This window comes from Mammaliicoccus sp. P-M59 (genome assembly GCF_022386135.1).
Classification (GTDB): domain Bacteria; phylum Bacillota; class Bacilli; order Staphylococcales; family Staphylococcaceae; genus Mammaliicoccus; species Mammaliicoccus sciuri_A.
Map to the genome: position 1 here is coordinate 248,502 of NZ_JAJNJJ010000001.1, position 23,411 is coordinate 271,912.

The 23,411-nt window shown below is 31.0% G+C and carries 30 protein-coding genes and 1 riboswitch; of the genes, 25 read left to right on the plus strand and 5 right to left on the minus strand.

The window, feature by feature from the left end:
* The first annotated feature begins 1 nt into the window (after nt 1).
* From LQ617_RS01210 to LQ617_RS01225, 4 genes are all read left to right on the plus strand, one after another.
* The gene (locus LQ617_RS01210) at nt 2-892 is read left to right on the plus strand and encodes a deoxyribonuclease IV (RefSeq protein WP_025904184.1); all 891 of its coding nucleotides are present in this window, start codon (nt 2-4) and stop codon (nt 890-892) included.
* A 108-nt stretch (nt 893-1,000) separates the two neighbouring features.
* Nucleotides 1,001-1,807 (plus strand): metal ABC transporter ATP-binding protein, encoded by an 807-nt coding sequence (locus LQ617_RS01215; protein WP_025904183.1) that lies wholly within the window; start codon nt 1,001-1,003, stop codon nt 1,805-1,807.
* Nucleotides 1,808-1,907: 100 nt separating this feature from the next.
* Nucleotides 1,908-2,789, plus strand: coding sequence for a metal ABC transporter permease (locus LQ617_RS01220; RefSeq protein WP_037588309.1), 882 nt, complete (start codon nt 1,908-1,910; stop codon nt 2,787-2,789).
* The gene (locus tag LQ617_RS01225) at nt 2,752-3,165 is read left to right on the plus strand and encodes a Fur family transcriptional regulator (protein ID WP_037588307.1); all 414 of its coding nucleotides are present in this window, start codon (nt 2,752-2,754) and stop codon (nt 3,163-3,165) included. The genes LQ617_RS01220 and LQ617_RS01225 overlap by 38 nt, the downstream gene beginning before the upstream one ends.
* A 208-nt stretch (nt 3,166-3,373) precedes the next feature.
* On the opposite strand, the gene LQ617_RS01230 is transcribed toward LQ617_RS01225, so the two are convergent.
* The 3 genes from LQ617_RS01230 to LQ617_RS01240 are packed head-to-tail and all read right to left on the minus strand — an operon-like array spanning nt 3,374 to nt 5,844.
* Entirely contained in the window at nt 3,374-3,937 is a 564-nt protein-coding gene (locus LQ617_RS01230; RefSeq protein WP_239739267.1) for a 5' nucleotidase, NT5C type, read from the minus strand.
* A gap of 18 nt (nt 3,938-3,955) precedes the next feature.
* Nucleotides 3,956-5,056, minus strand: coding sequence for a flavodoxin-dependent (E)-4-hydroxy-3-methylbut-2-enyl-diphosphate synthase (gene ispG, locus LQ617_RS01235; RefSeq protein WP_275590233.1), 1,101 nt, complete (start codon nt 5,054-5,056; stop codon nt 3,956-3,958).
* A 32-nt stretch (nt 5,057-5,088) separates the two neighbouring features.
* The gene (locus LQ617_RS01240; RefSeq protein WP_239739268.1) at nt 5,089-5,844 is read right to left on the minus strand and encodes a DUF1189 family protein; all 756 of its coding nucleotides are present in this window, start codon (nt 5,842-5,844) and stop codon (nt 5,089-5,091) included.
* A 164-nt stretch (nt 5,845-6,008) separates the two neighbouring features.
* On the opposite strand from LQ617_RS01240, the gene LQ617_RS01245 reads away from it, so the two are divergent.
* From LQ617_RS01245 to LQ617_RS01305, 13 genes are all read left to right on the plus strand, one after another.
* Entirely contained in the window at nt 6,009-6,611 is a 603-nt protein-coding gene (locus tag LQ617_RS01245) for a superoxide dismutase (protein ID WP_239739270.1), read from the plus strand.
* A gap of 190 nt (nt 6,612-6,801) precedes the next feature.
* A complete protein-coding gene (locus LQ617_RS01250; protein ID WP_206179775.1) occupies nt 6,802-8,847 on the plus strand; it encodes a peptidoglycan D,D-transpeptidase FtsI family protein in 2,046 nt (681 codons plus the stop codon).
* 643 nt (nt 8,848-9,490) lie between these two features.
* On the plus strand, nt 9,491-10,441 hold the full coding sequence (locus LQ617_RS01255; RefSeq protein ID WP_037588292.1) for a PstS family phosphate ABC transporter substrate-binding protein: 951 nt from the start codon (nt 9,491-9,493) through the stop codon (nt 10,439-10,441).
* Nucleotides 10,442-10,507: 66 nt separating this feature from the next.
* Nucleotides 10,508-11,437, plus strand: coding sequence for a phosphate ABC transporter permease subunit PstC (gene pstC / locus LQ617_RS01260; protein ID WP_204252612.1), 930 nt, complete (start codon nt 10,508-10,510; stop codon nt 11,435-11,437).
* Nucleotide 11,438: 1 nt separating this feature from the next.
* Complete coding sequence (gene pstA / locus LQ617_RS01265; protein ID WP_025904173.1) at nt 11,439-12,341, plus strand: phosphate ABC transporter permease PstA; 903 nt, start codon at nt 11,439-11,441, stop codon at nt 12,339-12,341.
* 78 nt (nt 12,342-12,419) lie between these two features.
* Complete coding sequence (pstB, locus tag LQ617_RS01270) at nt 12,420-13,208, plus strand: phosphate ABC transporter ATP-binding protein PstB (protein ID WP_481816966.1); 789 nt, start codon at nt 12,420-12,422, stop codon at nt 13,206-13,208.
* 1 nt (nt 13,209) lies between these two features.
* Complete coding sequence (phoU, locus tag LQ617_RS01275) at nt 13,210-13,857, plus strand: phosphate signaling complex protein PhoU (protein WP_049318772.1); 648 nt, start codon at nt 13,210-13,212, stop codon at nt 13,855-13,857.
* A gap of 76 nt (nt 13,858-13,933) precedes the next feature.
* Nucleotides 13,934-14,083, plus strand: coding sequence for a 50S ribosomal protein L33 (rpmG, locus tag LQ617_RS01280; RefSeq protein WP_016911879.1), 150 nt, complete (start codon nt 13,934-13,936; stop codon nt 14,081-14,083).
* Nucleotides 14,084-14,232: 149 nt separating this feature from the next.
* The gene (locus tag LQ617_RS01285; protein WP_239739279.1) at nt 14,233-14,787 is read left to right on the plus strand and encodes a 5-formyltetrahydrofolate cyclo-ligase; all 555 of its coding nucleotides are present in this window, start codon (nt 14,233-14,235) and stop codon (nt 14,785-14,787) included.
* Entirely contained in the window at nt 14,788-16,236 is a 1,449-nt protein-coding gene (locus tag LQ617_RS01290; RefSeq protein WP_239739282.1) for a rhomboid family protein, read from the plus strand.
* 4 nt (nt 16,237-16,240) lie between these two features.
* Complete coding sequence (locus LQ617_RS01295; protein WP_078099923.1) at nt 16,241-16,432, plus strand: YqgQ family protein; 192 nt, start codon at nt 16,241-16,243, stop codon at nt 16,430-16,432.
* On the plus strand, nt 16,429-17,400 hold the full coding sequence (locus tag LQ617_RS01300) for an ROK family glucokinase (protein WP_239739284.1): 972 nt from the start codon (nt 16,429-16,431) through the stop codon (nt 17,398-17,400). Before LQ617_RS01295 ends, LQ617_RS01300 begins: the two co-directional genes overlap by 4 nt.
* Nucleotides 17,400-17,714 carry an MTH1187 family thiamine-binding protein gene (locus LQ617_RS01305; RefSeq protein WP_048539720.1) on the plus strand — a complete coding sequence of 105 codons (315 nt, stop codon included), beginning with the start codon at nt 17,400-17,402 and terminating at the stop codon, nt 17,712-17,714. The genes LQ617_RS01300 and LQ617_RS01305 overlap by 1 nt, the downstream gene beginning before the upstream one ends.
* A gap of 29 nt (nt 17,715-17,743) precedes the next feature.
* On the opposite strand, the gene LQ617_RS01310 is transcribed toward LQ617_RS01305, so the two are convergent.
* Complete coding sequence (locus tag LQ617_RS01310; RefSeq protein ID WP_016911885.1) at nt 17,744-17,983, minus strand: DUF2759 domain-containing protein; 240 nt, start codon at nt 17,981-17,983, stop codon at nt 17,744-17,746.
* A 97-nt stretch (nt 17,984-18,080) separates the two neighbouring features.
* Here LQ617_RS01310 and LQ617_RS01315 point away from each other — a divergent pair, with 97 nt between their 5' ends.
* On the plus strand, nt 18,081-18,713 hold the full coding sequence (locus LQ617_RS01315) for an MBL fold metallo-hydrolase (RefSeq protein ID WP_037588281.1): 633 nt from the start codon (nt 18,081-18,083) through the stop codon (nt 18,711-18,713).
* A 35-nt stretch (nt 18,714-18,748) separates the two neighbouring features.
* On the opposite strand, the gene LQ617_RS01320 is transcribed toward LQ617_RS01315, so the two are convergent.
* Nucleotides 18,749-18,997 (minus strand): DUF2626 family protein, encoded by a 249-nt coding sequence (locus tag LQ617_RS01320; protein ID WP_025904960.1) that lies wholly within the window; start codon nt 18,995-18,997, stop codon nt 18,749-18,751.
* A 153-nt stretch (nt 18,998-19,150) separates the two neighbouring features.
* Here LQ617_RS01320 and comGA point away from each other — a divergent pair, with 153 nt between their 5' ends.
* The 7 genes from comGA (at nt 19,151) to LQ617_RS01355 (ending at nt 23,240) form a co-directional block, all read left to right on the plus strand.
* Nucleotides 19,151-20,053, plus strand: a complete 903-nt coding sequence (gene comGA, locus LQ617_RS01325; protein WP_204258530.1) for a competence type IV pilus ATPase ComGA — start codon at nt 19,151-19,153, stop codon at nt 20,051-20,053.
* Nucleotides 20,043-21,083 (plus strand): competence type IV pilus assembly protein ComGB, encoded by a 1,041-nt coding sequence (gene comGB / locus LQ617_RS01330; protein ID WP_239739285.1) that lies wholly within the window; start codon nt 20,043-20,045, stop codon nt 21,081-21,083. Before comGA ends, comGB begins: the two co-directional genes overlap by 11 nt.
* 15 nt (nt 21,084-21,098) lie before the next feature.
* Nucleotides 21,099-21,416: a competence type IV pilus major pilin ComGC gene (gene comGC / locus LQ617_RS01335; RefSeq protein ID WP_159315617.1), complete on the plus strand. Its 318-nt coding sequence runs from the start codon at nt 21,099-21,101 to the stop codon at nt 21,414-21,416.
* Nucleotides 21,394-21,843, plus strand: a complete 450-nt coding sequence (comGD, locus tag LQ617_RS01340; protein ID WP_275590234.1) for a competence type IV pilus minor pilin ComGD — start codon at nt 21,394-21,396, stop codon at nt 21,841-21,843. The genes comGC and comGD overlap by 23 nt, the downstream gene beginning before the upstream one ends.
* Nucleotides 21,827-22,108 carry a competence type IV pilus minor pilin ComGE gene (gene comGE / locus LQ617_RS01345; RefSeq protein ID WP_107566175.1) on the plus strand — a complete coding sequence of 94 codons (282 nt, stop codon included), beginning with the start codon at nt 21,827-21,829 and terminating at the stop codon, nt 22,106-22,108. The genes comGD and comGE overlap by 17 nt, the downstream gene beginning before the upstream one ends.
* Nucleotides 22,083-22,517, plus strand: a complete 435-nt coding sequence (comGF, locus tag LQ617_RS01350) for a competence type IV pilus minor pilin ComGF (protein ID WP_239739286.1) — start codon at nt 22,083-22,085, stop codon at nt 22,515-22,517. The genes comGE and comGF overlap by 26 nt, the downstream gene beginning before the upstream one ends.
* 234 nt (nt 22,518-22,751) lie before the next feature.
* Nucleotides 22,752-23,240, plus strand: coding sequence for a shikimate kinase (locus tag LQ617_RS01355; RefSeq protein ID WP_204252617.1), 489 nt, complete (start codon nt 22,752-22,754; stop codon nt 23,238-23,240).
* A gap of 16 nt (nt 23,241-23,256) precedes the next feature.
* Nucleotides 23,257-23,352, plus strand: a riboswitch (glycine riboswitch).
* Nucleotides 23,353-23,411 lie beyond the last annotated feature (59 nt).

Sequence of the window (23,411 nt, forward strand, 5' to 3'; positions counted from 1 at the left end):
TATGTTAATTGGATCACACGTTTCAATGAGTGGTAAGAAGATGCTATTACAAGCAGCAGAAGAAGCGGCAAGTTATAATGCTTCTACATTTATGATTTATACAGGTGCTCCACAAAACACAAGACGTAAAAAGATTGAAGATTTAAATATTGAAAATGGTAAAGCAGCAATGAAAGAATATGGTTTATCTAACATTGTTGTGCATGCACCATATATCATCAATATTGCAAATACAACTAAACCAGAAGTATTTAACCTAGGTGTTGAATTCTTACAATCAGAAATAGAACGTACTGAAGCACTAGGTGCTAAAGACATCGTGCTTCATCCAGGTGCTCATGTTGGTGCTGGTGAAGAAAAAGGTATTCAAAAAATTATTGAAGGTTTAAATGAAGTATTAACAAATAATAATGATGTACGTATCGCATTGGAAACAATGGCAGGTAAAGGTTCTGAGTGTGGTAAAACATTCGAAGAACTTGCACAAATTATTGATGGTGTTAACCATAATGAAAGATTATCTGTATGTTTCGATACTTGTCATACAAATGATGCTGGTTACAACGTTAAAGAAGACTTTGACGGCGTATTAAATGAGTTTGATAAAATCGTTGGTATCGATCGTATTAAAGTACTTCACGTCAACGACAGTAAGAATCCACAAGGTGCAAGAAAAGATAGACATGAAAATATTGGCTTTGGATCAATAGGTTATGATGCATTGCACTATATCGTTAATCATGATGCATTTAAAGAAGTACCTAAAATTTTAGAAACACCATATGTTGGTGATGACAAAAAGAATAAAAAACCACCATATAAATACGAAATCGAAATGATTAAAAATGGTACATTCGATCCAGATTTAAAAGAAAAAATCTTTAATCAATAACATTTTTTAAGAATGCTAATCCAATTAGCATTCTTTTTTGTTCGTAAACATTACTATTTACATTCTTTCATATTCATTGTATAGTATTCTATTGACGAGGTGATGAAGATGGAAAAAGAAACACCGATTTTCGAGTTAAAAGATATCAGTTATAGCTATCCAAATAAATTGGCACTTAGCCATATTAATATACAAATTTATAAAGGAGATTTCTTGGCAATAGTTGGCCCAAATGGCTCTGGGAAATCGACTTTACTGAAACTGATATTAGGGTTATTACCTTTACAAAAAGGTGATATCTTAATAAGTGGTAAAAAAATTAATCAATATAAATCTTGGGAAAAAATTAGTTACGTATCACAAAAATCTAATGCTTTTAGTTCTGGCTTTCCAGCGACAGTGAAAGAAGTTGTTATGAGTGGCTTAACTAAAAATAAAAGTCTTTTTAAATGGTTTAATAAAGAAGATGCTGCACAAGTAGATGCCATATTAGAACGATTAAACATAAGTGATCTTAAGAATGAAAATATTGCTCAGTTATCAGGTGGTCAGCAGCAAAGAACGTTTATTGCTAGAGCCTTAATTTCTAAACCAAGTATTTTAATATTAGATGAACCTACTGTAGGTATTGATGCGAGACACGTTTCAGAATTTTATCAATTACTGACGCAATTAAAGCAAGAAGGGATTACAATCATTCTTGTAACGCATGATATTGGTGTTGTAGCTGATACAGCAAGTAAAGTAGCTTGCTTAAATCAACATATACATTTCCATGGTACAAGTGAGTCATTTAAATCATTAGATGAAGTCTCAATATCTAAAATCTATGGACATCCCGTACAATTTGTCGATCATCAACATGATCGTGACTGTTGTGCACATGAAGAAGTTGAAGAATTAGTACAAAGTTAACGTCGAGCATAATAAATATATAGATTTTAAATAAGGAGATTGGATATGTCAGTTGAAACTAGAGATAGATTTATGCTCCTGAATGAAGGAGTGTTATATCGTGATTGATGCGTTTTTAAATTTTGATTTTATAAGATATTCATTTATAAGTGGTATCTTAGTAGGATTGATTGCACCTTTAATAGGGGCATTTATTGTAGTTAGAAGATTATCCCTAATTGCTGATGCTTTAAGCCATGTGACGCTAGGTGGTATATCAATGGGACTGTTCTTAATGAGTGTTAGTCCATTGTTTGCTACTATAAATCCGATATGGTTTGGTATTATTTTTTCAATAGCAGGTGCGCTATTAATAGAACAATTAAGAACTGAATATAAACATTACCAAGAAATCGCGATACCCATTATTATGAGCGGTGGTATTGGAATTAGTGTTATATTCATTTCTTTAGCAAATGGATTTAATCAAGATTTATTTGGATATTTATTTGGTTCAATTAGTGCCGTAAATTTAAGTGATTTATTTACAATTATCGTTATTACAGTAATTGTTTTAATCTTTGTTATGTTATTGTACAAGTCATTATTTGTATTATCATTCGATGAAGAGTACTCAAAAGTTATTGGCATGCCAAAATGGATACAATTATTATTTATTGTCATTGTTGCACTTGTTATCTCAGCTTCAATGAGAGTCGTTGGTATCTTGTTAGTGAGTAGTTTAATGACATTGCCAGTCGCTACAAGTATGAGATTAGCAAAAGGGTTTAAACAGTTAATCGCATTAAGTATTTTATTCGGTGAAATCTCAGTAGTACTAGGATTGATATTGTCCTTCTATTTGAATATTTCACCAGGAGGTATTATAGTAGGATTATTGATTATAGAATTACTTGCTAGTATTGCGTATAGTAAAGTATTGATTAAAAAAGGAGGCTATCATCTTGAAAGTAGAGGAAGCCATTCAAATATTGAAAAATGATGGACATAAGTACACTAATAAACGCCGTGATATCATCTCATTATTTGTAAATGAAGATAAATACATCACAGCGAAATATATTCAAGAAGCATTGAAAGATGATTATAATGGATTATCTTTCGATACAATTTATCGTAATTTATACTTATTTAAAGACTTGAATATTATCGAAAGTACTGAAATAGACGGCGAAATGAAATTTAGAATTGCATGTCAAAGTCACCATCATCATCATTTTATTTGTGAATCATGTGGTACAACAAAAGTAATAGACTTTTGCCCAATGGATTCAATTAAACAACAATTACCAAATGTAGAAATAGCATCACATAAATTAGAAGTATACGGTAAATGTGAGCAATGCAAAACAGTATAAGAAGAGAAAAATGGTAGCTTGAGGAGCTACCATTTTTTTATTTGGAGGGAAACAGGTAGAATTGAATATGTGCTAACGATCAAGACTCAAAAACAAGATCGTTAGAAATTCTAACGTTCAAGAAAAAGAAACAAGATCGTTAGCCGACCATTTAATTACACAATACACGAAAAAACCTGGTCCATCTCACATATGGGCCAGGTTTTAACTATATTCTATTAAGTAACGTTGATACTTCATGCCAATTTTTAATTCTATATATACCATTTTGTAAATCTTTCTGGTTATATGGTGTGTCAAACAAGAAAACAGGGATATTTAAATAATGATTGATATCTTCTGCGTTATCTAATTTATCTTCAAAGAAAATATCGATATTCTGTTCTTTTGTCACTTCTAATTTATTATGACTACCTGTTAATGTAATTTGATCAAACGGTATATGATGTGATTGAAACCATTCTTTCGTAATATCTTCTAAATAATGATGTCTTGCACTTATATAATAAAGTTCGTAGTCATCTTTTAGTTGATTCAAAATGTCTCTTGCACCTTCTGCAACAGGGGAGTGTTGGTATATATGTGATTCATTATTTTTAAACCAACTCAACATTTCTTCTTCTTTACAGTTTAAGACATTTGCTAAATTGTATTCTGTAATATCTTCATATTTAAGTTGTTGATTAAAATCTCTTTGTAAATAAGGTACAAATGTTTTTGGACACGTAACTGTGCCGTCTATATCTATACCTAATCTTTGCTTTTGATTCATAAAAATTCACCTTTTACTTTATGCTTTTTGAGCTTCTTTATTTTGTTCCATTTCAATTGCTAATTTATCTATCTCTTTTTTTAATTCTTCAACCATTGTTTTTTCAGGTACTTTACGAACGGTTTTACCTTTCATAAACAGTAATCCTTCACCACGTGCACCAGCAATGCCGATATCAGCTTCTCTTGCTTCACCAGGACCGTTAACTGCACAACCAAGTACAGCTACTTTTAATGGGACTTGTAAGTTTGAAATATATTCTTCTACTTCATTTGCTATCGAGATTAAATCAATTTCTATTCGTCCACATGTAGGGCAAGCGATTAATGTAGCAGCATTACTCGCTAAACCAAATGCTTTAAGCAAAGATTTCGCTACTTTAACTTCTTCGACTGGATCAGCTGATAAAGAAATTCTACACGTATTTCCAATCCCTAAGCTTAGTATTGCTCCTAATCCTGCAGACGATTTAACCGTTCCATTAAATAATGTACCACTTTCAGTTATACCTAAATGTAGTGGATAGTCAAAAGCTTGAGCTGCTTTCGTGTATGCTTCAATAGCTAAATTTACGTCACTTGCTTTCATTGATACGATAATGTCATGAAAATCTAAATCTTCGAGTATTTTAATATGATGTAATGCACTTTCAACCATACCATCAGCAGTAGGGTAGCCATATTTTTTAATAATATGTTTCTCTAATGATCCTGCATTAACACCAATTCGAATAGGAATACCTTTTTCTTTACATGCTTTGACAACTGATTCAACTTTTTCACGTCTACCAATGTTCCCTGGATTGATTCGAATCTTATCTGCGCCATTTTCAATTGCAATTAAAGCTAATTTGTAATTGAAATGTATATCTACAACTAAAGGTATATTGATTTGCGCTTTAATATCTTTAATTGCATATGCGTCTTCTTCATTTGGACAAGCTACTCTAACAATTTGGCAACCAGCTTCTTCTAATCGTTTAATTTCAGCTACAGTTGCATCAACATCATATGTTTTTGTAGTCGTCATACTTTGAATGATAACTTCATCTGAACCGCCAATCGTTAAATCCCCAACTTTAACAGGTCTCGTTTTCGTGCGATGAATGATTTCTGACATGATAAGACTCCTTTGTTTAAATTTGCTAATCTTTACACTTTAGCAGGTCTTTTTCCTTTAGGTAAATACATAGCAATCATAACAATGCTTAAAATGATTATACACCATGAAGCAATTATTAATAAAGGAATCACTGTAATCATTCCTAATAATAGGACTAAAGTCGGAAGCGTTATCACAAATGTCATCATTTTGAACCAAGTCATAAAGCGAGACTTTCTTCGTAAAATCATTCCCAATAAATGTCCAGCAAAAGCTAGAATACCAATTTTGATAGATAAGCTTAAAAATTGAATAAATAATAGAAAGACAACAATCAAACTTAAGTAAAAATATTTAGAATCATTTATCGTTTCAATAAACTTAATTAAATCCTCTTGATCGGTAACAAGAGAAGATAGGGAACCATAGCTGATTTCTGTGTAGTCACTATAATTTGATATCTCAATATGATTTGGTTTAAACACGATTAAATGATGATCTTTCATTTCGAAATCATTAGATTGAGTAAATTCTACCGTTTGATGATGATTTAATTTAATCGATTTATCTTGTGATAAAATCATTTTGTTATGATCGATTTCAAAATCTGGAATCTCTGTCACTTCATCATTAACTAACGTTGATAAATTTTGAGTGATTTGTATGTATTGAATAGAATTAGGTATGATTAATATCAAACTTAATAATAATATATGAAGGAATATGTATCTTAACTTCGTAATTCTAAACATTGGATACTTACTAGGATGCTTAAATAACCTTTTAAGCTCTTTTATATACTGCATAAATTCACCTCTTCTTCACTTAATAATAATGTTTAAAAACACCTGTTGCAAGGCGATACATAAGAATTAAAAATTTTTTGATTATTTATTAAACAAATTATTTGTTATAAAACTTTAATCTTGATAAGATAGGTATGTAAAACAAATGAGGAGGATGATTTTTTATGGCTTTTGAATTACCAAAATTACCATATGCGTATGATGCATTAGAACCACACATCGATAAAGAAACTATGGATATTCATCATACGAAACACCATAACACTTATGTAACAAAATTAAATGATGCAGTGAAAGGTACAGATTTAGAAAGCAAATCTATTGAAGATATTGTTAAAAACTTAAACTCTGTTCCTGATGATATCCGTACTGCAGTTCAAAACAATGGTGGCGGACATTATAATCATTCATTATTCTGGGAACTATTAACTCCAAATGCTTCTGAGCCTTCAGGAGAAGTTGTAGATGCAATTAGTTCTACATTTGGTTCATTAGACAAATTCAAAGAAGAATTTGCAGCTGCAGCAGCTGGCCGTTTTGGTTCAGGATGGGCATGGTTAGTTGTAGATAATGGCGAATTAGCGATTGTTTCAACTCCAAACCAAGATAACCCAATTTCAGAAGGTAAACTTCCAATTTTAGGTTTAGATGTTTGGGAACATGCTTACTACTTAAACTACCAAAACAGACGCCCAGATTACATTAATGCATTCTGGAACGTTGTAAATTGGGATAAAGTAAACGAATTATACCAAGCTGCAAAATAATTCGACTTTAAATTTGGATGACTGATTAATAAAACAATCATCCTGATGGGGTGGAGCAATGAAATCTTCTTATTTAAACGAGATTTCAGCTCCACTCTTTTTTTATAAAAATTTACCTATATCAATAGCAATGTAAGTCATAATAATATATGATGAAATTATTATAATAGAGTTAAAAAGGTAGGTTTAGTTGTTGAAACGAGTAAAAAAGAAATCAAAAGAAGAAGCATTTCGCCTATTAATGAATAAACGTGTAAGCCTAATATTGGCAGTTGTCGTCATTTTATTCTCTGTGCTCATTATGCGGTTAGGTTATTTACAAATTGTAAAAGGCGGAGAATACAAAAGAACGATAGATAGTACAGAATCTATTACAGTTAATGAATCGGTGCCTAGAGGCCGTATATATGATAGAAACGGTAAAGTATTAGTAGACAATGAGTCTAAAAAGGCAATTACATACACAAGAGATAGAAGAACAAGCCAAGATGATATTTTAAAAATCGCTGAAAAACTATCTCACTTAATGAAGATGGATACTTCAAACATTACAGAGCGTGATAAGCAAGATTTTTGGATATTGAGAAATCAAGATGAAGTTCAAAAGTTAATGAAAGATGAACAAGCTTTATTCTCTGACGGCAATATTAGTCAAGATGATTATGATAAAGCGTTATACGACAAAGTAACATCTAAATATACAGATAAATTATCCAAAAAGGATTTACAAATCCTTGCGATATTTAGAGAAATGAATTCTGGATCTCAGCTGAGTCCTGTTGTTATAAAAAATGAAGGTGTTAAAAATGATGAGTATGCAGCTGTATCTCAACATTTATCTGAACTGCCTGGCGTTAATACAACAATGGACTGGGAAAGGCGTTATCCATATGGTGACACTTTAAGAACTTTATTTGGAAATGTTTCAAGTAAAGAAGAAGGTTTACCTAAAGAGTTAGTGAATGACTATCTCGCGAAAGGATATTCTAGAAATGATAGAGTCGGTAAATCTTACTTAGAATATCAATATGAAGATATTTTAAAAGGTTCTAAGAAGAAAATGAAATATGTCACTGATAAATCTGGGAAAATAACAAGTTCTGAAGTTATTTCACAAGGTTCACGAGGTAACGATTTAGTATTAACAATCGATATAGATTTACAGAAAAAAGTTGAAGAATATATTGATAAACATATTGAATCATTAAGAAGTAAAGGCGCTACTGATATGGACAGAGTTATGGTTGTTGTCCAAGATCCTAGAAATGGTGATGTATTAGCAATGGCCGGACGAGATATTGACAAAAATGGCAAGATTACGGATAACCATATCGGTAACTTCACAAGTCAATATACAGTAGGTTCATCTGTTAAAGGTGCTACATTACTTACTGGCTATCAAAACGGCGTATTAAATGTTGGCGATACAATGGTCGATGAACCATTAAAATTTAGTGGTGGTTTAACAAAACGATCATACTTTAACCAAAATGGCAGAAAAACAATTACAGATGCTGAAGCTTTAATGCATTCATCAAACGTATTTATGTATAAGACAGCATTGTTATTAGCTGGCTCTCCATACAGTAGTGGTATGTCACTACCATCTGATGTAGAACAAGCAGGTATCAAATTACGTAAAGGTTTAAATCAAGTTGGTTTAGGTGTTAAAACAGGTATTGATTTACCAAATGAATCAGCAGGTCAAATTGAACCAATTAAAGATAACCCAGGTAACTACATTGATTTAGCTATTGGACAATTTGATACTTATACACCTATACAGTTATCACAATATGTTGCTACAATTGCGAACGATGGCTATAGATTGAAACCACATTTAGCAAAAGAAATTAGAAATTCTACAAATGAAGATTCACTTGGACCTATTAAAAAGACTTTTAAAGGTGAAGTGATGAATAAGGTTAATAATAGTGATGCAGAAATAAAACAAGTACAAAAAGGTTTCGATATGGCATTTAATAAGCCAGAAGGAACAGGTTATTCTAGTTTTAATAAAACGGTCGTAAGATCAGCTGGTAAAACAGGTACAGCAGAAGTATTCAAAGATGGTAAACCGAAAGTAAACTCAACATATATTGGATATGCACCTGCTAAAAATCCTGAATTATCATTCTCTATCACATATACAAACCAACCCGTACCAGAACCATGGTTACCAGGTGGGGATTTAGGTCGAGATATTATTAACTATTACTTTAAAGATAGAAAATAACTCAATATAAAGATTGATTCAAAATGACATCTCATTTTACTGATTAATTCAGTGGAAATGAGATGTTATTTTTTTATTTGTGAATTTGTTTTTCGAGTAGATTACGATTTTGTGTGTGCATGCTTGCCTAGGGTATGGCTCGAGCCTGTAGTCTCTCGCTCATACGATTCCCTCAGGCGTCAGCACTTCACAAAATCGTTTCTAGTTATGAGTAATTACAGTTCTCCGGACTTTTGTAACTAAGGGGGTCTATATTAACAATTCGGCTGAGTTTTGTAACTAAGGCAGCCCATATTAACAATTCGGCCGAGTTTTGTAACTATAGAGGCTCTTATTTACAGTTTTGTTGAGTTTTGTAACTAAGGCGTCCCATATTAACAGTTCTCCCGACTTTTGTAACTATGGGGGCTCTTATTTACAGTTCTTGCGCCTTTTGTAACTAAGGGTGCTCTTATTAACAATTCTCCCGAGTTTTGTAACTATGACACCACTTAATTTCCCATATGACTTATTTTTTACATTTTAAAACGTTTTCATACGAAGTTAACACAAAATTTACATTCAATTTATTTGTACTTAATAAAGAAATTGTAAAGTAAAGATGTAATAAAGATTAAGGCGATATTAATTAGGAGGATTTAACATGAAAAAGTGGCAATTAATCGGATCAACAACAGCTTTAAGTTCTGTACTTTTATTAGGAGCTTGTGGTGGGGCAGCTGAAAAATCTAGTTCCGGGGATACTAAATCTTCAGATGATAAAAAATTAAGTGGTGAAGTTAAAGGTGATGGTTCATCAACTGTTGCACCAGTTATGGAAAAAATAAACGAAGACTTCTCAGCGGAGCAACCTGATGTTTCAGTTTCAATTGGTGTATCAGGAACTGGTGGCGGTTTTGAAAAGTTCATAGCGGGAGAAACAGACTTTTCAAATGCTTCTAGAGATATTAAAGATGAAGAAAAAGAAAAATTGAAAAAAGCTAAAATAGAATACACTGAATTTAAAGTTGCTCAAGACGGATTAACAGTAGCTGTTAACAAAGATAATGACTTTGTTGATGAGTTGAGTATGGATGAATTAGCAAAAATTTATAGCGGTAAAGCAAAAACGTGGAAAGATGTTAATTCAAAATTCCCTGATAAAAAGATCAAAGCATTTTCACCAGACCAATCACATGGTACTTATGACTTCTTTAGTGAAGAAGTATTAGATGAAAAAGATTTACAATCTGAGAAAAATGCTGACACGAATGTCATCGTTAAATCTGTCCAAGATAATAAAGATTCAATCGGATTCTTTGGATATAACTTCTATCAAGAAAATAAAGATTCACTTAAAGCTGTGAAGATTAAAGATGATGGAAAAGCAATAGAGCCTACAGATAAAACAGTTAATGATGGTAGTTATCCATTAAGTAGACCATTATTCGTATATGCGAAAAATAAATCACTAGAAGATAATGATGCGTTTTACGGATTTATGGAATACGTAATTGATAACTCAGCTGATGCTGCTAAAGATGCTGGTTATGTTCCGTTGAAAGATGATGAGTATAAAGAAGATAAAGAAACGTTAGAAAAATTTAAAAAATAATCATTAATAAATTAAAGCAGAGGGCGGTCAGTAATCGCCCTTTTTCAAAATGAAGGAGTTATTTTTATGAAACAACAAACTTCAGTACAAGAATTGATTAAGCAAAATAGCAATAATAAAGGTAAAATCTTTGCGGATAAAGCTGTTCCCATTATTTTATTGTTAATCGCTTCAGTTTCTGTACTTACAACAATCGGGATATTATTCACACTTGTAACTGAAACAGCAACATTTTTCACGAGAGTAAATCCATTTGAATTTTTATTTACGAAAGACTGGGCACCATTTTCATCTGATCCTAAATACGGTATTTTCGCACTGATTTTAGGAACGTTGAAAGTTACAGCAGTAGCGACAATCTTTGCTGTTCCAGTTGGATTAGGTGCAGCACTATATTTGAGTGAATATGCTTCTGATAGATCAAGAAGAATTATTAAACCCATTCTTGAAATATTAGCAGGTATTCCGACAATTGTTTACGGATTTTTCGCGTTAACATTTGTAACGCCAATTTTAAGAGGTATATTCCCTGATTTAGGAAGCTTTAACTCTATTAGTCCAGGTTTAGTCGTTGGGGTCATGATTATACCGATGATTACGAGTATGAGTGAAGACGCAATGAGTTCGGTACCTGATTCAATTAAAGAAGGCGCACTGGGATTAGGTGCAACAAAGTTTGAACTTGCAACTAAAATCGTATTTCCAGCGGCTTTATCCGGTATCATCGCATCTGTTGTATTAGCGATTTCAAGAGCGATCGGTGAAACAATGATCGTATCTTTAGCTGCAGGTAGTACACCAGATTCAAGCTTTAGTTTAATAGGGTCTATTCAAACAATGACTGGCTTCATTGTTCAAGTTGCAACTGGAGATGCGACGTACGGATCTGATATTTATTACAGTATTTATGCTGTTGGTTTCACATTGTTTATATTCACATTTATTATGAATATCATTTCACAATGGATTACAAAACGATTTAGAGAGGAGTATTAATATGTCAGAAGTTAATTTAGTTGATCAAACCGTCGTTCGTAAAAAGCTACCGACAAGACTCATGAAAAATAAAGTCATAAAATCAATATTTTTCGTTTGTACATTAATTGGCTTAATCGTATTAGCTATTTTGCTATTTGACATATTTAGAAAAGGTATTCCTTATCTAAGTACAGATTTCTTCACAAACTTCTCATCAACATCACCTGAACGTGCAGGTATTAAAGGTGCTTTAATTGGGACACTTTGGCTCATGATGACAATAGCACCTATATCTATCATTCTTGGTGTTGGTACAGCGATATACATGGTTGAATATGCAAAAGAAAACTGGTTTACGAAATTTATAAGAGTTAATATTTCAAATTTAGCAGGTGTGCCATCAGTAGTATTTGGTTTATTAGGATTAACAATATTTGTACGTGGTGCAGGTATTGAAAACTTATCTCTAGGTAAGACTGTTATAGCAGCAGCATTAACGATGTCCCTAATGATTTTACCAATTATTATCGTAGCAAGTCAGGAAGCAATTAAAGCTGTTCCATCATCTATTAGAGAAGCATCATTAGGATTAGGTGGTACTAAATGGCAAACGATTAAAAACATCGTATTACCAGCTTCAATACCTGGTATTTTAACAGGGACAATTCTTGCACTATCAAGAGCACTTGGAGAAACAGCTCCACTTGTTGTAATCGGTATTCCTGCAATATTGATGAAAACACCTAACAGTATATTTGAATCTTTCCAAGCATTACCAATGCAAATATACAATTGGGCTAAGTTGCCACAAGCAGAATTTCAGTTTGTTTCATCAGCAGCCATTATCGTATTGCTCGTAATTTTAATTCTTATGAACTCAATTGCAATCTATATTAGAAATAAATATCAAAGAAAATTATAATAATCAAAATGAAGAGGGGTCATGACTATGACAGACGTAAAAATTAGAGATTTATCTCAAAATATACCTTCAAGTGAAATGACAGCAAATCAACAAATAGCAGTAGAAGATAAAAATATTGTTTATAAAACGAATACTTTAGATTTATGGTATGGAGATTTTCATGCGCTTAAAAATATAAATTTAGATATTGCAGAAAATGAAGTGACTGCAATTATTGGACCATCTGGTTGTGGTAAATCAACTTATATTAAAACATTAAATAGAATGATTGAATTAATTCCAAGTGTTAAAACATCTGGAGAGATCATTTATAGAGATAAAAACATTTTCGACAAAAAATATAGTGTTGAAGAATTAAGAACGAATGTCGGTATGGTGTTCCAAAAACCTAACCCATTCCCGAAATCAATCTATGACAATATTACTTATGGACCTAGAATTCATGGTATTACAGATAAAAAGGTACTAGATGAAATCGTTGAACGTTCATTAAAAGGTGCAGCAATCTGGGATGAATGTAAAGACAGACTAGATAAAAATGCATATGGATTATCTGGTGGACAACAGCAAAGAATTTGTATTGCAAGATGTTTAGCGATTGAACCAGATGTTATTTTAATGGATGAGCCAACTTCAGCACTTGATCCTATTTCAACATTAAAAGTTGAAGAATTAGTGCAAGAATTAAAAACTAAATACTCAATCATTATCGTGACACATAACATGCAGCAAGCAGCTAGAATTTCTGATAAAACAGCGTTCTTCTTAAACGGTTATGTAAATGAGTTCGATCAAACAGATAAAATCTTCTCTAACCCAACAGATAAGAAAACAGAAGACTATATTTCTGGGAGATTTGGATAATATGGTTATTAGAGAAAAATATGAAGATGAATTAAATTCACTCATTAATGATTTATTTGTGTTGGGTAAAGAAGTATACTTTATGATAGAACAATCAATATCTGTACTGAGCGATGAAGATAGAAACAATGCTCGTAATTTAATCAAATACGATAAAAAAATTAACCAAATGGAATATGACATTAATGAAAAAGTAGTTATGCTAATAACAAAGCAACAACCTATAGCGACAGACCTTCGTGTTATGATCTCAGGTTTAAAAATAGCTTCTGAATTAGAGCGAATGGCGGATAATTCTACTAATATTGCTCAAATTAGAAAAAGAGTTAAAATAACAGATTACTTTATACTAACGAGATTAAAAACAATGGGTAAGTTAGCAATGTTAATGTTAAAAGATTTAGAAGCGGCAGTAAATGATAAAGATATCTTGTTGATAAAAGAAATTATCGATCGCGACAATGATATTGACGATTTATATCGTGAGATTAATAACACGACATATTTAATCGATAACGATCCATTCATTTCAGGTCAAGCACATCTTGCTGCAAGATACTTAGAAAGAATTGGAGACCATATCACGAATATAAGTGAAAGTTGCTATTATTATATAACTGGTGAACACTATGAACCTATTGAAAAATAGTACTGGAATTATATAAGCATAGATGGTATTATAATAAGGTCGTATATTAATTGAAATAAGAATAGGAGGGTTCATCATGCGCGTAAATGTAACTTTAGCATGTACTGATTGTGGTGAAAGAAACTACATCTCTAAAAAGAATAAACGTAACAACCCAGAGCGTATTGAAATGAAAAAATATTGTGCTCGTGACGGTAAACACACTCTTCATAGAGAAACAAAATAATAAAACGAATAAAAACACATTCCATTATACGGGAATGTGTTTTTTTAATACCTTTAAAGGTTGTACGACTACCTATCACAATAATTCTTGTGTTATCATATTATGTGTAACTGATAAAAATTTAATCAATATTTGGAAGTGTTAAATTCATGTCAAACAAGAAAAATTTAAGAAAAGAAATATTGAATTTAATGAGAAATCAAGACATATCTCAAAAAGAACAATATGATTTAAATTTAAAAGAACAATTATTTGAACATAACAATTTTAAGCAAGCCAATTCAATTGCTATCGTTATGAGTATGGATCATGAAGTCAATACGATACCTATTATTGAACATCTTTTAAATATAGGTAAGAAAGTATTCGTACCGAGAACCAATTACGAAACGAAGCAAATGGAATTTCAGCGAATACTTGATTTGAATTCCATTGCAATTGATCAAAAAGGCATTAAGTATGTTAATCAAGAAACTGAAATTAGTGATGATATTGATTTAATTATTGTACCTGGTGTTGTATTTAATCAAGCTGGTTATCGAATAGGCTATGGTGGAGGGTATTATGATAAATATTTATCTCGTTATAATGGACATACAATAAGTTTGTTATATCCTTTTCAGATAAGAAACTTTGAAGCTGAATCACATGATATACCAGTTGATGAGATGTTGACACCAAATGATATATATGGAGAAGAATAGATGGATAAAACAAAACAAATGTGGAAGTCGATATATTATTTAGTTTATACAGAAGGTTACAAAATAATATCGATTGATGAAGAAGAAGCAGAAATATGGTTGACCCATGAATCTAAAAAAATTGTCAAAAGATTTATACATAAGACGCCTACACATCAAGAAGTTGATTTTGACTTAGAAAAAATCACTGACCATTTAGGTGACTTAATTGATAGTATAGGGTTTAGTTTTGAACAATTAGATGTATTTTATATTACCGAAAAAGAGATAGATTTCACTGAGTTTAATCATACTAAACGACCTAAAATTAGGTATCATGCTTTATATGAGCTTGATGATTTCGAAAAAGTATCTCATCACTTTGTAACGAAGCATCAAATTAAACGTAATAGAACAAATCCTGTTACGACATATAAGAATAAATTATTGAATGCGAGCTTTATTGATAGCTTTATGCTTAAGTTTTCACCGGTAACATACTTTTTAGTAGCTGCTAATGTAATTGTTTGGCTGTCTTTAGTTTTAATTTTTAATCATTTTGGCCAAATTAATTTAGTCGATTACGGTGGACTTGTGCATTTCAATGTTGTTCACGGTGAATGGTACCGTTTATTAACGTCCATGTTTATACACGCGAATTTTACACACTTAATGATGAATGTATTTTCGCTCATTATATTCGGTAAACTGATTGAAGGTGCATTAGGCTCCATTAAAATGTTCACCATTTATTTCATATCAGGTCTATTTGCAGGTATTGTATCGCTTAGTATAGATACACAATCTATTTCAATTGGTGCAAGTGGTGCCATTTTCGGATTGATTGGTGCATTTATTGTGTATTTATTTACTCGTAAAAATATTAATAAACAATTTGTATTACAAACATTTATCGGTATTGTGATTATTTCGTTATTAGCATTGTTTATTAATAATGTGAACCACTTTGCCCATTTAGGTGGATTTGTTGGCGGGGCAATCTTAATGTTTATCATGTACAAATGGATGGAACATGATAAATTCAAACTTTATTATATTGCTGCCTTTATAGTGATCATCATCATTTTGATCGTTATCATCTTTAACAGACAACAACATTATATATATGATGAATTAACGAAAGATGCTATGAATAACGGTGATTTTGATAGAGCAGAAACTATGGTAAAGCAAATTAAAGAAAAGAACTTCGAGTCGGATGAGACATATATTTTAAGTGGCTTAATCGTAGCGAATAATACATCTTTGAATGAAGCGATACTAGAATGGGAAAGAGGCTTAAAAGTTTTTCCTAATTCAGCTAAATTAAATTACCAATTAGCTTTAGGTTATAGAGCAAAAGATGACTATGATAAAGCAAATAAGTTTATTAATAAGGCCATAAAGCTTGATAAAAAGAATAAACATTATGCAGCATTAAAAGATGAAATTGATGCGTTTAGGAGTTAATTTTATGAATAATTTATATGACGTACAACAATTACTTAAAAAGTTTGGTTATATCATTTATTTTAAAGATGAAGAAGATCAACTAGAAATGATGGAACAAGAAATAAAAGCTATGTATCAATCTATGCTTATTGATAAAGAAACATTTTTACAAGCAAGACTTATTATAAATCAGAGAAGGATTGAGAAAAAATGACATATATTTTATCAGCTGATATTGGTGGTACGACTTGTAAATTAGGTATTTTTGATCGTTCACTAAATATCGAAGAGAAATGGGAAATTTCAACGAATAAAACTGGAGAAGGCATATTAGAGAATATATATGATTCATTCGTTGTACATCTGAATAGAAAAGATATCGATATCAAGAACATTATCGGTATGGGAATCGGTGTACCTGGCCCAATTGATTTTGAAAATGGTATCGTCAACGGTGCAGTGAATTTAAATTGGACTGGTAACATTGAAGTTAGAAAACATATGCAACAATATTTTGATGGCCCAATTTACGTAGATAATGATGCGAATGTTGCAACTTTAGGAGAAAAATTTAAAGGCGCTGGCCAAAATGAAAGTGATGTTGTTTGTATGACGCTAGGAACAGGTGTAGGCGGCGGCATTGTTTCAAATGGCGAATTAATTCATGGTCATAATGGTTCAGGCGCTGAAATAGGTCATTTCTTAGTGGATCAAAAGAAAAGATTTCAATGTAATTGTGGTATGAAGGGTTGTCTTGAAACGGTTGCTTCAGCTACAGGTGTCATTAATTTAGTACATCATTATTATCCAAATATCAATATGAAATCAAGTATTCATGACTTAATAACTGGTAAAAATGTTACAGCTAAAGACGTATTTGATGCTGCAAAATCAGGTGATGAATTTAGTTTATTTATCATTGATAAAGTTGCTGGTTACATAGCTTATGCTGCAAGTGTTGTTAGCGTCATGACAAACCCTAAGTATATTATAATTGGTGGAGGCGTTAGTAAAGCCGGCGATATTCTTATCCAATTTATTAAAAAGCATTATGAAAAAATGACATTTAAACCTGCACAAGATGGTACAAACATCGTAGTTGCACAACTAGGAAATGACGCAGGTATCATCGGCGCAGCTGGTTTAATTAAGACATATGTAATAGAAAAGGAGAATGAATAATGGCAATAGTTGACGTAGTCGTAATACCAGTGGGAACAGAAGGACCTAGTGTGAGTGAATATATTGCAGATATTCAATTGATCTTAGAAAAGCATAAAGAGGCAGGTACAATTGATTATCAATTAACACCAATGAATACACTTATTGAAGGTGATCTAAAAGATTTACTTGAAATTATTCAAGAAATTCATGAAAGTCCATTCAATAAAGGATTAGACAGAGTTTGTACAAATATCCGAATAGACGATAGAAGAGATAAATCTAGAAAAATGAACGATAAATTAGATTCTGTTAATAAACATTTGAACAAATAAAAAAAGACGAGTGTAAACTCGTCTTTTCTTTAATGATGTAAAATTGGATAACCGTATGTAAAGATTGTAGCTAATGAGAAGAACCCAAAAGATACTACAGTTATTGCACCAAAAAGAATGCCCAAAATATTTTTGTTTTTGAATGCTGAAATTAAACCAAATATAGCTAGAATAAAAACAGCTAGCATTAATAATGAGAAAATATTAACACCGATATGGATTTTTACTCCAAATAACTCAAATAGTTCCCCTGTGTCGATAAATGGCATTCCAATACCCCCAATACAAATTTCTTTTATTATCATATTAATTGTATAATTAATATGTGGTTTTGTCGAGATACTTTTTAAAAGAGGAGGAAATAAAATGCAAGTACATAGTTTTTCATTAGGAATTGTAGAAACAAATTGTTATATTCTCGAAGGTGAAAACGAATTACTCGTGATAGATCCAGGAGATAATGGCGAGTTTTTAAATAAACAAATTAAACAATATCATAAAAAGGTGAGTGCTGTATTATTAACACACGCTCATTTTGATCATATAGGTGCAGTAGATGATGTCGCAAATGAATTTGATGTGAAAGTATATGTACATCCTGAAGAAAAATCGTGGCTAACAGATACTGAGAAAAATGGTTCTAAAAAATTTGCAATGTATCAATTACCACAAGTGGTTCAACATACTGTTCCACAAATAATGGAACCTGGAGAATATGAGATTGGTGAATTTAAATTTGAAGCGATCCATACGCCTGGTCATTCACCGGGTAGTTTATCATTTGTATTTGGTGACTTTGCTATTGTAGGTGATACTTTATTTAAAGGTGGAATTGGCAGAACGGATTTATATAAAGGTGATACAAAAACATTATTGAATTCAATTGAAGATAAGTTGTTAGAACTAGATCCAAATACAACTATTTTCCCAGGTCACGGACCGGAGACAACAATTGCAGATGAAGAAATGACAAATCCGTATTTAAATGGATTTAATTAAAAAAAGAAGCATTACACGTTTGTGTAATGCTTCTTTTAATGATGTGCTCCAAAACTTGGCTCTAATAAGAATGTAGAATAATATGTAAATCCAACAAAACATAATACTAAATAAATTGCGAATATATACATATACATTCTTTCTGTTAATTTTAAGTATCCCAACAATACGAAAAATCCAGTTTGTGCTAAGAAGAAATATGCCATCATGTCCATACCACCGACATAAAACATCGTAGCAAAAATAGCAGTCCAGAAGCCTAGAGTTTTATAAACTTTATCCATCTTCTTAAGAACCCCCTCTGTGTTTACTTTCTTATTCATATTTAATTATAAAGTTACTCTATACAAAAGTAAATAGCATTTTAACGCAAATTCATAAGCATTAAACAAGTAATTTAGGTAATTGGAAGCGTTTATATATATTAGGAGGAGATTATGGAAAAATTATTTAAGTCAATTATTAACGATGCTGTTAATTCTAATGCGAGTGATATTCATTTTGTACCTTTAAATGATGATAAAGTCTTTGTTCAAATGAGGATAAATGGCGATAATACACCTTATGATTTAGATTTAGACTTTAAATTGTATAGTAGGCTACTCATTTATATGAAATTTATCGCGCATCTTGATGTAAGTGAACGTAATAAAGCACAAAGCGGGCAATATTTATATGAACATGACATTCATTACTACTTAAGAATTTCTACAATACCAATCAGTTTAGGAATAGAATCTAGTTCCATTAGAATAACACCTCAACATTTTAATCACTCACATGGAAAATCAGAAGATCAATCATATAACGTACTACAAAACAGAATGTATCAATCTGAAGGATTATTTCTATTTACAGGGCCAACAGGATCAGGTAAGACGACATTAATGTATGAATTGATGTACGCATTAAAGAGAGAGAAGAATAAACATATTATTACAATTGAAGATCCTGTAGAACAAACATTAAATGGTATCGTTCAAGTTTCAGTCAATGAAAAAGCTAACATAACTTATCAACAATCCTTTAAAGCTATTTTAAGATGTGATCCTGACGTTATTATGATTGGGGAGATAAGAGATGATGTTACTGCTAAGCAAGTTATTCAGGCAAGTTTAAGTGGTCATTTAGTGCTTTCAACTATGCATGCGAGTGATACAATCGGGGCAATCCACCGACTAATTGAATTAGGTGTAACAGTCGAACAAATTAAACAAGGTATTTCATGTATTACGAATCAACGTCTTGTGAAGAAAAGTGATGAAACAAGAACTTTAAATATGTCTTATATTTTTAAAGATGACATTATTAAATATATGGAGAATGATTATGAAACGTAAGAAAAATGTATTAAAAAAAGACCAAGTATTATATTTAACACGACTGTTAGATATGTTGAAACAAGGTTTCACTTTACTAGAAGCTATTCAATTACTGTCTGATCAATTCATTCAACTTAAAAAGCATAATTTAAATACGACTGCTTGTGAAATTGTTAAAGAGACTGGTCAATTACATGAAATACTTAAACTGTTTAATTATCCGCAAGTCATTATTACCCAAATATACTTTGGTGAACAATATGGTAATTTGAATGAAACGTTAGAACACTCTATTCTATATTTAAAAAAGGTTGAACAAGTTAAACAAAGATTTATAAAAACAACACAATATCCCGCTTTATTATTCAGCATCTTTTTTATGTTACTCGCTGTTGTGAATCAAACCATTATTCCTCAATTTACAGAAATTTATGCTTCAATGAATGTAGAAATTTCTACTTCGTTACGTATTATCACGACAATATTTTCATATTTACCAACTACTATTTTTTCTTTAGTCCTCATTTTATTCCTAGTTTATCTCATCAGTTATATGAATTTTATGGATAAAGAAATGGCTCGTAAAATAGCTATATACAAGAAAATTCCAATCATCAATCGTTACATTACGATGTATAACTCATATCGTATATCTAGAGATTTTTCCTTTTTTATTCAAAATGGTATTACCCTTACTAAAATAATTGAAATATATATGTTGCAAACTAAAGATGACTTTTTGAAATATATTGGACATTCCATCAATCAATCATTAGTTTCTGGTATGACATTTCCAAATTCAATTAAGAAGTTAGGGTGCTTTGAATCTAATTTTATACACTATATCAATCACGGAGAAAATAAATCTAAATTAGATTTAGAACTTTATTATTACAGTCTTTTTATGCTGGACACATTAGAAAAGACTTTCTTAAAACATCTCAAATGGATACAACCAGTCGTATTTGGTGTTCTAGCTTTATTAATCGTAACGCTATATTTAATAATTATTCTACCGATGCTGCAAATGGTAGAAGGTATAAAGTGAAAGGAATGTATTAAAATGAAAAGATTTAAATTTTTAAGTAAAAAAGAAGGATTTACATTGGTTGAGATGCTAATTGTCCTTTTAATCATAAGTATATTATTGGTGATCATCATACCAAACATAAGTAAGCAATCAGAGACGGTAAAAAGTACTGGATGCCAAGCTCAAGTGAAGATGGTTGCTGGGCAAGTAGAAGCTTATACATTGAAGCACGATGCTAAACCAAATTCTATAAATGATTTAGTAAGTGATGGTTATATTAATCAAAAGCAACTGACATGTAAATCAGGTGAAACAATTACACTTGATAATGGTGAAGTTGTTGCACATTAATGATAATAAAGGTTTTACGCTGGTGGAAATGATTATTGTGTTATCCATCATCAGTATTATCTTTATGGTGACAATGTATTTATCTATAAACGCATTGGCTAGTAGTGGATTAAACAATGGCATAGATGATTTTGAAACGAAGCTAGAGTTCTTAGAAACGAAATCTCTATCTCAAAAGCAACCTATATTAGTTTGGTTTAAACCTAATTCAGATAAAATATTTTATCAAATTGAGAAGAATCAGATTCAAACCATTTCACTCTATAAAGGTCGTATTTCTAAAAATAATGAGTTTACGACATTAGTTTTTGATGGAGAGGGAAATATTAATCAATTTGGTACTTTAAAAGTGGGGTTTAACGATAAAAAGTATCATGTTATTTTCCGAATCGAGAAAGGGAGATATAGAATTGTTGAAACGACATGATGGGTATGTGTTTATAGATTTTATGTTGTCTATTTTTATCATAATGCTATTGAGTGGGACATTACTGCCTTTAGTTACAACATTAAATGAAAATATCACTCGAGAACACGATAGAATAAAGCTTTATCAAATGCTTTATCAAACTGTGCAATCAAAATCTATCGAACCAAAATATGATGTAAAGAGATATAAATATTTAGAGTTTAATACAAAAGTTTGTATGAAAGATGAATTGAAAAATGAAAAAATATGTATTGAAAAATAGTAAAGGCTTTACGATGATAGAAATGCTACTGTCATTATCTTTTTTATTAATTATATTAGCTTTAATCCCATTGCTCATTAAGAGTCTTTATTTATTTAAAGATAATGCAATGGATCATACACATTTTGAATTGATGATGTTCAGAAAAGAAATCTCCGATGAAATAAAAGAGAGTACTATAAAATTAGACAACGCTTATAACAGGATTAAATTCATAAATGAAACACGTTCTACAGAATTCACATTATTAAATGGAAAGATAATAAAAACTATAAATGGCCGAGGTAACATCACTTTGGTTAATAATGTGAAGACTTTTCAAGTAGATAAGATATCTAACGAAACATTTAAAGTATTTATTATAATAAGAAAAGGCGATAAAGAATTACATGAAGAAATTTATATCTAACGATGCTGGTTTTATTTTACCGTTATTACTTGGGATATTATTTATTTATAGTTCCTTTTTGTCATTTTACTTAGTACAATATAGCTTTAAGCTTAATACTTATCACAATTTAGAACAATACTATATACGTGAAATAAAAATAATGATAAATAAATAATTTTAAGCTTTTTATTTTCTGAATAATGAGATAGAATAAAGTTTAAGTTGAAATGAAACAACTGAGGAGTAGATTTAATGTCAATCGTATTAATTGGATTTATGGGTGTTGGCAAAACAACTATCGGAAATTTGTTGAGCGAACATTATGATAAAAGTTTAGTAGATATAGATACTTATATCGTTGAAACAACTCAATTACCAATCCCACAAATTTTTGAAAAATATGGTGAAAAACATTTTAGAGATTTAGAGTATCAATCTTTAAAAAAATGGATTGACCAAGATGTGATTATTTCAACTGGTGGCGGTATTGTAGAATCAGAATTATGCAAAGAATTATTAAAGCAAAATGACAATACTTTTTGGTTAAAATGTGATGTCGAAATTCTATTTAATAGAATTAATCATGATAACAACAGACCGAATGCTAACGGAAAGTCATTAAATGAATTAAAAACCTTGTATTCAAAACGAGAATTAAGTTATAATGAAATCGCATTCAAGCATATTGATGCTAACAGACCTAGAGAAGTAGTTGCAAGTGAGATTATTGAATCTCTATAAGCTTAAATATTTGCGAATGATCAAAGTTAGAGAGAATGAATGATATATTCATCGCCGAAGGAGCAAGCCAGATTTGAGTGAATCTCTCAGGCAAAAGGATAACTTTGTGACGCATTCCTGAAGAGCACTTCAACAGGGTAGCGAAAGCTACCCTGTTTTTTTATTATACAT

Bases quoted from the DNA above. Each gene is read 5' to 3' on its own strand.
- pstB (WP_481816966.1), top strand. From the start codon at position 12,420: ATGACAGCAAATCAACAAATAGCAGTAGAAGATAAAAATATTGTTTAT.
- LQ617_RS01245 (WP_239739270.1), top strand. From the start codon at position 6,009: ATGGCTTTTGAATTACCAAAATTACCATATGCGTATGATGCATTAGAA.
- LQ617_RS01320 (WP_025904960.1), bottom strand. From the start codon at position 18,997: ATGGATAAAGTTTATAAAACTCTAGGCTTCTGGACTGCTATTTTTGCT.
- LQ617_RS01300 (WP_239739284.1), top strand. From the start codon at position 16,429: ATGACATATATTTTATCAGCTGATATTGGTGGTACGACTTGTAAATTA.
- LQ617_RS01285 (WP_239739279.1), top strand. From the start codon at position 14,233: ATGTCAAACAAGAAAAATTTAAGAAAAGAAATATTGAATTTAATGAGA.
- LQ617_RS01230 (WP_239739267.1), bottom strand. From the start codon at position 3,937: ATGAATCAAAAGCAAAGATTAGGTATAGATATAGACGGCACAGTTACG.
- LQ617_RS01315 (WP_037588281.1), top strand. From the start codon at position 18,081: ATGCAAGTACATAGTTTTTCATTAGGAATTGTAGAAACAAATTGTTAT.
- pstC (WP_204252612.1), top strand. From the start codon at position 10,508: ATGAAACAACAAACTTCAGTACAAGAATTGATTAAGCAAAATAGCAAT.
- ispG (WP_275590233.1), bottom strand. From the start codon at position 5,056: ATGTCAGAAATCATTCATCGCACGAAAACGAGACCTGTTAAAGTTGGG.
- rpmG (WP_016911879.1), top strand. From the start codon at position 13,934: ATGCGCGTAAATGTAACTTTAGCATGTACTGATTGTGGTGAAAGAAAC.
- comGC (WP_159315617.1), top strand. From the start codon at position 21,099: ATGAAAAGATTTAAATTTTTAAGTAAAAAAGAAGGATTTACATTGGTT.
- LQ617_RS01290 (WP_239739282.1), top strand. From the start codon at position 14,788: ATGGATAAAACAAAACAAATGTGGAAGTCGATATATTATTTAGTTTAT.
- phoU (WP_049318772.1), top strand. From the start codon at position 13,210: ATGGTTATTAGAGAAAAATATGAAGATGAATTAAATTCACTCATTAAT.
- LQ617_RS01215 (WP_025904183.1), top strand. From the start codon at position 1,001: ATGGAAAAAGAAACACCGATTTTCGAGTTAAAAGATATCAGTTATAGC.
- LQ617_RS01295 (WP_078099923.1), top strand. From the start codon at position 16,241: ATGAATAATTTATATGACGTACAACAATTACTTAAAAAGTTTGGTTAT.
- pstA (WP_025904173.1), top strand. From the start codon at position 11,439: ATGTCAGAAGTTAATTTAGTTGATCAAACCGTCGTTCGTAAAAAGCTA.
- LQ617_RS01305 (WP_048539720.1), top strand. From the start codon at position 17,400: ATGGCAATAGTTGACGTAGTCGTAATACCAGTGGGAACAGAAGGACCT.
- LQ617_RS01255 (WP_037588292.1), top strand. From the start codon at position 9,491: ATGAAAAAGTGGCAATTAATCGGATCAACAACAGCTTTAAGTTCTGTA.
- comGA (WP_204258530.1), top strand. From the start codon at position 19,151: ATGGAAAAATTATTTAAGTCAATTATTAACGATGCTGTTAATTCTAAT.
- comGB (WP_239739285.1), top strand. From the start codon at position 20,043: ATGAAACGTAAGAAAAATGTATTAAAAAAAGACCAAGTATTATATTTA.
- LQ617_RS01355 (WP_204252617.1), top strand. From the start codon at position 22,752: ATGTCAATCGTATTAATTGGATTTATGGGTGTTGGCAAAACAACTATC.
- LQ617_RS01240 (WP_239739268.1), bottom strand. From the start codon at position 5,844: ATGCAGTATATAAAAGAGCTTAAAAGGTTATTTAAGCATCCTAGTAAG.
- LQ617_RS01310 (WP_016911885.1), bottom strand. From the start codon at position 17,983: ATGCCATTTATCGACACAGGGGAACTATTTGAGTTATTTGGAGTAAAA.
- comGF (WP_239739286.1), top strand. From the start codon at position 22,083: ATGAAAAAATATGTATTGAAAAATAGTAAAGGCTTTACGATGATAGAA.
- LQ617_RS01210 (WP_025904184.1), top strand. From the start codon at position 2: ATGTTAATTGGATCACACGTTTCAATGAGTGGTAAGAAGATGCTATTA.
- comGD (WP_275590234.1), top strand. From the start codon at position 21,394: ATGGTGAAGTTGTTGCACATTAATGATAATAAAGGTTTTACGCTGGTG.